This is a genomic window from Pseudomonas cedrina subsp. cedrina, assembly GCF_001983175.1.
Taxonomy (GTDB): domain Bacteria; phylum Pseudomonadota; class Gammaproteobacteria; order Pseudomonadales; family Pseudomonadaceae; genus Aquipseudomonas; species Aquipseudomonas cedrina.
This window is the reverse complement of record NZ_MNPW01000031.1, coordinates 1-10,332: the sequence shown is the minus strand read 5'-3', so window position 1 is coordinate 10,332 and position 10,332 is coordinate 1. Positions and strand designations below refer to the sequence as shown.

The window sequence follows — 10,332 nt, the reverse complement described above, 5'->3', positions numbered from 1 at the left end:
CCCTGACCGATCTTATTCTTGGGCGTGAGACCCAACTCACGCGACTGCCGCTGGTTCGTGAACTGCCACGCAAGTGGGAGCCCGAGCCACTGCGCATGCTCGGCTCTGTCGCCATCCTGAAGATGCGGCATTACGGCATGAAAATGGAACGCAAAACCGGGCGTGATTCGCCCATGGTGGCTTTCGCGAACAAGCTCGCCGGCTTTACCGGGTTTACCGGTTGAGCCCAACGTTCAAGCGTTCGACGGCGCTCAAGGGCCCCCCGTTCAGTCACCTCTTTGGGTGATGGGACGCCCCCTTCGGAGCCATTACCCTGCGTTCACAAATACAATATGGAGTACCGCATGAAATTGGCATCCCTCAAATCCGGACGTGATGGCGAACTGATCATCGTGTCCCGTGATCTGAAAACAGCAGTGAAGGCAACCTCCGTCGCCTCGACCATGCAGTCCGCACTTGATGACTGGGATGCGCTCTCCCCACGCCTGGAAGCCATTTATCACGCTCTCAATACCGGCGAAGCCGAGAGCGCGTTCGAGCTAGACATGAATACGCTGGCTGCCCCCCTACCCCGTGCTTATCAGTATCTCGACGGCGCCTGTTACATCAGTCACATCCGTCGCAACCGCGAGGCACGTGGCGACGCCCTCCCGGAGGACATCAACGAGGCACCGCTGTTGTATCAGGGCATTTCCCATGGCTACGGCGCCTGGAATGATCCAATCAAACAAGACCCCAAAGATTTGATCGACTTCGAGGCCGAGATTGCCGCCATCATCGGTGACGTGCCACGCGGCGTCTCGTCCGATGAGGCTACCGGCTACATTCGCCTCTTCTGCCTGCTGCAGGACACCTCACTGCGCCGTATCGTGGCCCCCGAGCTCAAGCGTAGCTTCGGTTTCCTGACGTCCAAACCCGAAAGCTTCCTGGGCCCCATCGCGGTCACCCCGGACGAGCTGGGTCAGTTATGGAACGGCAAGATGGTGTCGGGCAAGATGCATGTGACCCTACGTGGTGAAAGAGTCGGCAATATCGAAACCGGTATCGACAGCCCCTTCCATTATGGCGATGCCATCGCCCACGTGGCCCAGACCCGAAATTTCGTCGCAGGCACCATCCTTGGGCTCGGTACCGTCTCCAACGAAGCAGCAGATACCGATTGGTCTATCGGCGCAGGCTGCATTGGCGAGTATCGGGCGATGGAAACCATCCAGACTGGCGAGGCAAAGCTCGGATTCATTCAGCCCGGCGACCGTTTGCGCATCGAGCTTTTCGACTATGAAGGCAACTCTTTAATGGGTGCCATCGATCAGGTCGCCGTCTGATCGCCATTCCTGCACCAGATGTCTTGCCCATTGCCAGGCATCGTGTACGAATCGAGTTGGCCCTGATCAGGCCCAACTCGACCAGTGCATGCATTTGTTCAGTTACAGCAACTCAGGTGCGATCACATGACCCTGAAGAGTCGCCCTTTCAAGCTTGGAGCGAATGAGATCAAGGTGCTGGTCTCGGCGATTGAATCCAATCCATCGGCAACGCTTAGCGAAATCGGGGTTGAGCTGACCCGCCGCACAGGCTTGATCGCGACCAGGCAAACGATAAAAACGACGCTGCTTCGATCCGGTATGGCGTTGATGTGTAACGGCACGGTAGTGAACGTCGAGTCCCCTTCACAGACAGCCGTACGTTATGGGTACAACAATGCACATCGACCTGCTGAATTAGAGAAAGCCTATCCCGATTTCTTGACCGACGCCGAATGGGCTTGTGTAAAGGACGTATTCGAAAACGACTGCGGCCTGCCTCCACGCTACGACCGTCGTGCACTCGTCGACGCCTGCGACTACGTCGTTCGCACTGGGTGTGCATGGCGGATGCTGCCCAAGCACTTTCCACGCTGGCAAACCGTCTACCGCACATTTCGCCGCTGGAGCGAACAGGACAAGTTTGAACAGATGCAGGCGCGCTTGCGGGCGCGATATTGTGAGCCCAACGCACGCTGTGTTGAACCTACAACTCAAACGATCCAAAGATAACGCCACATCTAGACAACGGATACGGTGCAAACAGTAAGATCAGAGAACGCACGCGCCTTATTGCCGAGTCGAAAAAATTGATTCGCCTGCCAGAACACCGATGACTTACACATAAACCGGACTATTCTCTGTCCATTGGTATTTTATCAATCCTGATAGCAGCGACTCAGGCAAACATAGGGTTGTGCCCTTGAAAACTCCAGATACACCTCAAGCCTCAAAAACGATGTCATCAAGTTACCTTTGTACTGAACATAATTCAGCACTCATGGTGGGGATCATTTCATTTGCCGCTTTTTCGGGCGCAATGATGCAATCACTTGTTGTCCCGCTCCTTGCAGCCTTTCCTGACCTGCTTCATACCGATGCGAGTACTGTCTCTTGGTTGATTACTGGGCTGCTGCTTTCTGGGGCTGTCTCAAACGTTGTTTTTGGTAGATTGGGAGATATCTACGGCAAGCGCCAAATGATCCTTCTCTGCCTCAGCTTTCTCGTCGTCGGATCGCTCATTGGTGCAGTGACGAACGATATAGGATGGTTAATTTTCGCGCGCACACTCCAAGGTGCCGCAATTGCCGTAGTTCCTTTAGGTATCAGCTGCCTCGCGGAATTTCTGAAGGGTCGAACCTTAGTCAGAGGTATAAGTCTGGTTTCTGCGATGGTGGGGGTTGGAGCATCTTTGGGGTTCGTTTTATCAGCAGTAGTAGCGCAGTATTTTGACTGGCATTTTCTCTTCGCGCTCAGTGCACTTTTAGGCACGGTTGCTTTAATTGGCGTGCTGAGGGTTTTCCCCTATCGGCCAGGCGCTTCTGGCCAATCCTTCGACATCGTAGGCGCCCTCGGCCTCGCGATTGGGCTTTGCTGCCTGCTGTTGGGCATCAGCAAAGGCTATCAATGGGGATGGTCATCCTTTAAGACGTGGTCGTTTCTCATTGCCGGTGTCTTAGTGTTGGCCGCTTGGTTCAAGAACCAACTCAGCAAAAACAACCCCTTGGTTGACCTTCGAATTGCCATGCGACCAGCAATTTTTTTAACTAACCTTGTCACCGTTCTCATTGGATTCTCGATGTATGGAATTGTGTTAACTCAACCAATGGTCATTCAGTTACCAACTGCCTTAGGGTATGGCTTGGGGCTATCAATCCTGGCGGCAGGATTGAGTTTTATCCCAGGAGGCTTGATATCTCTTCTCCTACCCGCGGTTGCATCAAACTTGTCCGCTCGCTTTGGCGCGAGGACAACAGTCATATTCGGTGGCCTCTCAATGGCATTAGGCTACCTCTTGCTCATCTTCTGGCATGCTTCGTTATTTGAATTAATTTTTGGCAGCATTTTCGTTGCCATTGGTACGACCCTTTGTTACGGCACAGTGCCAATGGTTATCCTGGCCAATACTCCAGGCAATGAAACAGGTCAAGCAACTGGAATAAACAATCTGGCCAGATCAATTGGTACGTCTTCATCAATTGCTTTTAGCGTAGCGGTGATGGCAACAGTCAACACCACTCTCTCATCACAGGTTTATCCCAGCGAACAATCAATAACTATAATTTATGCTATTTCAGCGCTAGCCAGCCTTATGATTTGCGTCGCCATGCTTTTCGTTTCAGCCGGCATTAGAAAAAAGTAACCAAATTGCAATAACAAGGAAGCGATGATCAAAAATTGTCCCCGTTCGTGACTCGGACACCCCTCAATTTCGGCCAATAAAGATAAAATATCATGTCGAAAACTCTGTCAATTCGCACCAAAATCATTCTGTTGGCTGGGCTCTGCCTGTTCGCTCTCGCGTTAACATTATCAGGCTTCAACCTCCATCAGTCCTCAGAAAATCTAGAACTGGTCACCCTGCGAACCGAACAAATGGCAACCCGCCAAGCCAAGGAACAACTTAATACCAGCGCTGCACAAAAAGTCGATCTGCTAAAAAAAGACTTCTCCGACGCTTTGAACATAGGAAATTCGCTATCAGGCCAAATTGCTGATTTACGGCACAGTAGTGTTCTCCATTCGGGCAACCCTGCAGCCCTTCGCGAAGACGTTAATCGAGCGCTAAAAACGGTATTTGATCGAAATCCTTACTTGAGAAATTTATGGATTGTCCTTGATAAGGACACGTTAGACACAGAGGATATACGTTTTGCGAACACGCCCTCTCACGGAGGGAACGATAGTGGGCGATTCGCAGCAGCATGGAGTCGCCAAAATGGCAAGGCTACATACGCCACCATTGATGAGGAATACATAAACAAAACTGACGCAGATGAATTCGGCGTTGCTTATAACAATTGGTTTACCTGTCCAATAACAACCAAGAACCCATGCTTGGGAACTCCCTTCATTGACGATACGTATAGCGACAAGCAACTCGCCACTTCCCTTTCGCTCCCGCTCGTGCACGACGGAAACATTATCGGTGCCGTGGGAATCGACATCGCCATGAGCGCTCTTCAGTCTGCTGCAATGGAGGCAAAAAATGCTTTGTTCGATGGCGCGGGCCGTGTGATTGTCATATCCAGCAACGGTATCATCGCAGCCAACAGTGATGCGCCAGACACACTAGGCCAAAACATAAAAACGGTCTATTCAGCATCCGAGTTCCAGGCGCTTTATGATGCAACCTTCAGCACTCCGAAGCTTGTCGAAAGAGGAAACCTGGTAGACGCGATTCATCCGGTCAGCTTGGTAGAAGGCGCTAAGCCCTGGGCAGTGGTAGTTGAGCTACCACGCCAAGCGTTGCTCGCAGACTCCATCAATCTTCAAACATTACTTGCAGAGGCGCAGTCTCGTAGCCTTATCACCTCACTCCTGATGGTTCTGATCGCTAGCCTTGTCGGACTTTTCCTGATGTGGATGCTTGCAACCGGCGTGACCAAACCCGTTAAAACACTCGCAAGAATGCTAAAGGACATCGCGTCGGGCGAAGGAGACCTCACCCGTCGCCTGGAATACGCTAGGGATGATGAACTGGGCGAGCTCGTAAAATGGTTTAACCAATTTCTCGATACGCTCCAGCCTACGATATCTCAGGTGAAACTTTGCTCGTCCGAAGTTCAATCCACCGCGAACCGGTCATTGGCCATATCACGTCAGACGAATGACCGGATGCAACTTCAATTTCGAGAGATCGATCAGGTAGCAACTGCAGCACATGAAATGAGTGCAACGGCCCACGAGGTCGCAAATAGCGCTTCAAGTGCAGCCTCTGCGGCGCAACGAGCTGATCAGGCCGCGGGGGAAGGCGTCGAAATAATTACTTTGACGTCCAGCGAGATCTCTCGCCTTGAATTTGAAGTCAGCAAGGCTCTGGGCGAGGTTGAGGCGCTGGCGACCAGCAGCGAGCAAGTAGGAACGATCATGGATGTTATCCGGAGCATCGCCGAACAAACCAACCTGCTTGCGTTGAACGCCGCGATTGAAGCAGCTCGCGCAGGAGATAGTGGACGAGGCTTCGCGGTCGTGGCAGATGAAGTACGCAATCTTGCAAGACGCACACAGGCGTCTGTTGAAGAGATACGCTCAATAGTCGAGACAATCCAGAATGGCACTCAACACGTCGTGAGGACTATGCGCAGTAGCCAAACCAACGCCCGCGACAGTGCTGCTAAAGTCGGGTCGGCAGCAGATGCGTTCAGGCGTATCAGAGAAGCAATCACCTTGATCACCAATATGAACTTGCAGATCGCAAGTGCCGCCGAAGAACAGCGTACGGTTGCTGAAGAGGTCAACAGGAACGTAACCGCTATCAGGACGGTCAGCGAGGGACTGATGAGCCAAGCTCATGATTCAGCTGAAATGAGTGGGGAATTGGATACGCTTGCATCGAGGCAGATGACGCTAATGAACCACTTCAAGACCGATTTGTAGAAGCACTCGCTGATCATGCCTTGTGGGTGAGTCATCCGGCCGTAGCGGTTCTCGTAACGGCCGGAACCAGTATTCTCCCCGCTAGCGGCCATCGCTTCAGGAAGTTGATGGGTGCGTGCCAGCGTCCACGGTTTATCTCAAGATTCCAGGCGAAGTATTTATCGTCCAGATCAATGAAGCTCACGATAAAAAATCAAAGTTTCCGGAACTAGAATACAGTCGCTGTACGTGATCTTTCTCAGCATGACTTCGAAGCATTTGACGGTAGAGCTCGCCGGAATCTGGATGTGCGCCCTCAGGGAAAAGCTGAAACATGGGCCACAGAATATGCGCCTTGGTACAGAGATCACGGTGCACAGCAACCGGAACCTTGCTGTACGACGGAGTGAACAGGAGAACATCAACGTCCAGCGGAACGATCGCGCGCCGCCCTTGCACCCTTCCCTGTTGAGTCTCAAGTTGTTTCAGATACCTTTCAAGCGACGACTCAGATAACAGTGTCGTAGCGACCACAACAATGTTGAAGTAGGCGGGACCACTGCCCGTTACATCGCGGCTTACATAAATGTCTGAGCATTGACGCATATCCAGGATGTGCTCCAACCCCGCCATTGCCGCTCGCAGGTTATGACGCCGCCTATGATTACTTCCTAAACCGAGAACGACCTCATAGGACGCATTATTCGAAAGCGACGCGGATACGTTACTGCGGCTAGGCAATTCCTGGGCTATTCCAAGCATGGAGAGTTACCAAGCAAATTAAATATTGAGGCAGCCGCTCGAAGAGCATGCCGAGCAGAAACCTCTGCCCTATGAGATGTTGCAATCCAGCCCGCTGTTCAGCGAAGTGCGGCCCCCCAGTAATCAACGGGCGCGTCAAGCTCAATTGGCTGATGTAGGTCGCCAACTACTGCCTCCATTTGCTGGACTGGGACGTCCAGTGACAAACGGATTTAGTCTGATTTTGCTCTTTACCGGCAGGCTCAAACAGCGCGAAATGAATGCTGTCGAACTGCTGCCGGCGTCGATTAACTTGACTGCTATTGCCTTCTGGAGAATTAGTCGAGCGTATTGAGGTTGACGCGCCCACGGTTCTCCTTGTAAGGCGAGGACGCCGTAATCGCACGAATCTTGCGTTGCGGAGTGCCGGGAGCGCCCCAGAGTACGGTGAGTTCGGTGCCGGGTTCGGCCAGTTTGATATCAATCACCGCATGGGAAATCATTTCCCGGAAGTGGGCGCTGTACCCGCGCGAGGACGTTGCGCCGACGAGTTTGCCGTCCTTCAACACCTGGTCCGAATAGATGTAGCCGCGAGGGTCCATCGGCATTTCCATGAAATCAGGTAGCGGTCCGTCATTCTTGAAGAATTCGGCGTAGACACCGATCACGTCTTCGGCATTCCAGCGCAAGATGCACAGCTTGCGCTTTGGCCCCGCTGCCAGCTCGGCTTTGAGGGCTGCGTCACCGCGGAACGAATGGTCGAAGTTGATGCGGTTGGCCCAGCCCAATTCGATGGGGCTGCGATACCAGTCGCTGAGATTTTCCGAATCAAAGCTGCCGGCAAAACCGTAATAGCTATCGGCAAAGTCGACGTTGCTGCTCATCTCGTCGATGTAGCCTGCACCGTCCTCGTCGAACATCGCTGGAAGGTAGTCGAGGATGTAGGTCGGGTAAGAAGCCTGCAGATGGTTGAGCATGGCAACCCGGCCACCCATCTGGCGGATACCGAATTCCTGCCCTACCTCAACAATGGCATCCCAGAGTTTCTGGCCGTCCTCGCTCGCGGCATGAATCTCGAAACCGACTTCGCCACTCATGCCCTGGCGCAGAATTCGCACCTTGATGCCGGCCATCACCGCGTCTTCGTTGCGCATGAACTTCATGTGGCGCAAACTTTTCCCGGCCATTTTCTCAAGCAACCGCAGCGACGTCGGCCCTTGAACGTGGTAGCTGACTACGTTGAGAAATTCCATTTCAACATTGTAGGCACCATTGTTTCGACGCCAGTAATCGGCCCAGAACGTGCTGTAGGCAATGAATTCCTCTTCCCCGACACGGGTCAGAATCCCCTCTTCAATCACCTTACCGTCTTTGTTGGTATGGATGATGTGTTTGGAGTTTCCGATCTGGAAGTTGTTCATCGAATTGACAGTGCAGTCCGAGAACAACTTGAGCACATCCGGCCCCGTGTAGCGTAATGCAGGAACCGCCTGAGACCAGTTACCGATATAGCAGGTTTCTTTCCAGGAGCATTCTTCATCGACCCAATTGGTATGCTGCGGCGGACCAAAGATGTCGCCATGGGCGGTTTTGAGTGGGCGACGGAATTGCGCTGGAGTTCTTGGGAGTTTGAAAGCCACGTTACACTTCCTTTCAGTTCATGGGGCAGGAATCTTATTAATTTGAGTAACTCTGCAACCTAATTTCTGACTTTTCATTTTCACAATTCATGACACCATCTTCGTCTTGTCGTCAGCAATCACCCTATTGAGTGACAGGCTTGCCGATCCGTTACCCTTCGACCCGACATAGGAACATGGCAGCGCCGCGCGCCTCTCGCGCCCCGATCATCCGAAGAACTGTTGGGAAAGCTTACTTCATTCGGCTGTTTATCTGAGGGTTTTGCGAAGTCAGAATAGTCGATAGGACCGGTGCAACGAAGTCGAACTTATATAGACGCGTCAACCCAGTCGTTCATGAGGGATGTTATGCAATAAGCACTTGTAATCAAAGCCTGTATCAAGCGGATGACCAAAGTCTTTGTCAACCGAGCCGGTATGACTCATACCGGCTTACGTTAACTGAGCCACTCTACCGCAAAATTGGCGATGTTTAGTTTAATCGGCTCCTGGCAAAGTGAAGGTATCTGGTGAAAAGCTCACTCTGACTCGAAATACCCAATTTTGCATAGGAACGTTTTCGATGGGTTGCTGCAGTGTTGATAGAGATACCAAGACGCAAGCTAATCGCAATGTTGCTATAGCCCAAAATTATATGGGCGCAGACATCGGCTTCACGGGGAGAAAGATCCCCAGAAGCCTCCAGATCTTCACGAATCTCGGAAAGCAAGTGACCACGCTCTTCTGGTGAAAGAATTTTGGGGCTCGTATCCTCTAAACCTTGCGCCATCTTATACATGTGATGTTGGCGCATAATATTTATCGCCAACTCGGCGTAAAGATTAATAGCTGACATCTCCATTTTATTGAACGCAGGCTGTTTAGTGCGGTATAGACTTACATAATAAGCAGTTTCATCAATCGTTTTTACGAAGCTGACTTCATTGGTGATCGCGGGTTCATCATAGAAAACCTTTTTATACTGCGATATTGGAATGGAAGATGGCGTAATATGTTGTAGATTAGGAAAATCAAGTGCAATGCATTTTTCTTGCAATGTACTGAGGCAAAGATCTTCGGTGAATGACCCGGACACGTAGCACTCCGAAAGTTCCTGTGCAAGCCTGCTGGAGCTTTGGCTTCCTCCTTGAGCAATGAGAGGTTTCGGTGCTGATCCTGGTGGTATCGTAAAAGCTGTAACGTGATCGATAGGGGCGAGGAGATTGAAGAAATCATAAACCTGGTGATCGAATTTTGACCGTCCAATATGGCCGACCAAACCGCTTACCATGTCGATGGTTGAATTGGTTATCTCTGCGTAATTCATTCTCATCTCCTATAACCCGTCACACAACGGCAGGGCTTTCAGGAAAAACCTGTGCGCCTTCTCTGTTCTTATAAATTTACGGGTATATCCGCGAGGTAGGAATTCGAGCGGGTTTTACCAGCATTGGTACTGTCATATTCTTCGATGAGTCTGTCAATGTAACTTTTCTTCTAAAAATCATATTGTTAGACCAAATCGACTAGTACACGTCTAACCAGACCTATTGACATTTTCCGCTGCCAAAAAATACCCCACTTTGAGTGCGGTACAGATAGTGGGGCCGTGCGCGACTTTATCGAAAAACCGGCAGTCCACGGAGCCGTGGTATGCAGAAGAAGCAACATTTAATGAGATCGGGATCTTGTATTTACGCAGACCTTTGCTGAGCCACTATCCCACCTGACAAGCTGGCAGAGTTAGGTTCTCAGCAAAAATCATCCAGCCCGCATTGTACCACCCCACAGGCGCCGGAAAGCGCCACACTGCCCCCGGCCTCTGACAGTTCGGCGGAGGTATCCGTTGAGAACTGTCAGCGCGTTAACGTCGGTACATCAACCCGGGCCGGGTAAGCTCAGTTGTCCCCGACCCCTGACGCATAGCGAGCGATACGATCATCCATGTCCACGATGTTCGACCTGGTGATGTCCACGCGCTGGCCGTCACGAATGATGGTCGGTGCCTCCACGTCGGCACGGCGCTGGGCCGCGTATTCCACCGACGAGCCGAAACCGTGTTTCGGGAAATCCGGTTCGGCCCACAGCGG

At 51.8% G+C, this 10,332-nt stretch carries 9 protein-coding genes and 1 pseudogene; 6 read left to right on the top strand and 4 right to left on the bottom strand.

Going from position 1 to position 10,332, the window contains the following annotated elements; all coding sequences use genetic code 11:
• The 6 genes and pseudogenes from BLL36_RS31145 to BLL36_RS31885 form a co-directional block, all read left to right on the top strand.
• Window positions 1-224 (top strand): hypothetical protein (locus BLL36_RS31145; RefSeq protein ID WP_394329509.1); only part of this gene is annotated, 224 nt, incomplete at its 5' end.
• Between the two features lie 120 nt (window positions 225-344).
• Complete coding sequence (locus tag BLL36_RS29780) at window positions 345-1,325, top strand: fumarylacetoacetate hydrolase family protein (RefSeq protein ID WP_076955162.1); 981 nt, start codon at window positions 345-347, stop codon at window positions 1,323-1,325.
• Window positions 1,326-1,451: 126 nt separating this feature from the next.
• Complete coding sequence (locus BLL36_RS29775; protein ID WP_076955161.1) at window positions 1,452-2,036, top strand: transposase; 585 nt, start codon at window positions 1,452-1,454, stop codon at window positions 2,034-2,036.
• Between the two features lie 190 nt (window positions 2,037-2,226).
• The gene (locus BLL36_RS29770; protein WP_130926012.1) at window positions 2,227-3,666 is read left to right on the top strand and encodes an MFS transporter; all 1,440 of its coding nucleotides are present in this window, start codon (window positions 2,227-2,229) and stop codon (window positions 3,664-3,666) included.
• Window positions 3,667-3,758: 92 nt separating this feature from the next.
• A pseudogene (locus tag BLL36_RS31890) lies at window positions 3,759-4,991 on the top strand (PDC sensor domain-containing protein); the annotation flags it as partial.
• A 150-nt stretch (window positions 4,992-5,141) separates the two neighbouring features.
• Complete coding sequence (locus BLL36_RS31885) at window positions 5,142-5,903, top strand: methyl-accepting chemotaxis protein (RefSeq protein WP_394329510.1); 762 nt, start codon at window positions 5,142-5,144, stop codon at window positions 5,901-5,903.
• 180 nt (window positions 5,904-6,083) lie between these two features.
• Here the strand turns inward: BLL36_RS31885 and BLL36_RS29760 are convergent, their stop codons facing one another.
• The 4 genes from BLL36_RS29760 to BLL36_RS31140 all read right to left on the bottom strand — a co-directional run.
• On the bottom strand, window positions 6,084-6,644 hold the full coding sequence (locus BLL36_RS29760) for a 2-amino-4-hydroxy-6-hydroxymethyldihydropteridine diphosphokinase (protein ID WP_076955158.1): 561 nt from the start codon (window positions 6,642-6,644) through the stop codon (window positions 6,084-6,086).
• Between the two features lie 317 nt (window positions 6,645-6,961).
• The gene (locus tag BLL36_RS29755; protein WP_083735360.1) at window positions 6,962-8,263 is read right to left on the bottom strand and encodes an aminomethyltransferase family protein; all 1,302 of its coding nucleotides are present in this window, start codon (window positions 8,261-8,263) and stop codon (window positions 6,962-6,964) included.
• Window positions 8,264-8,735: 472 nt separating this feature from the next.
• Complete coding sequence (locus BLL36_RS30895; RefSeq protein WP_076955157.1) at window positions 8,736-9,569, bottom strand: helix-turn-helix transcriptional regulator; 834 nt, start codon at window positions 9,567-9,569, stop codon at window positions 8,736-8,738.
• A gap of 571 nt (window positions 9,570-10,140) precedes the next feature.
• Window positions 10,141-10,332 (bottom strand): hypothetical protein (locus BLL36_RS31140; protein WP_165448128.1); only part of this gene is annotated, 192 nt, incomplete at its 5' end.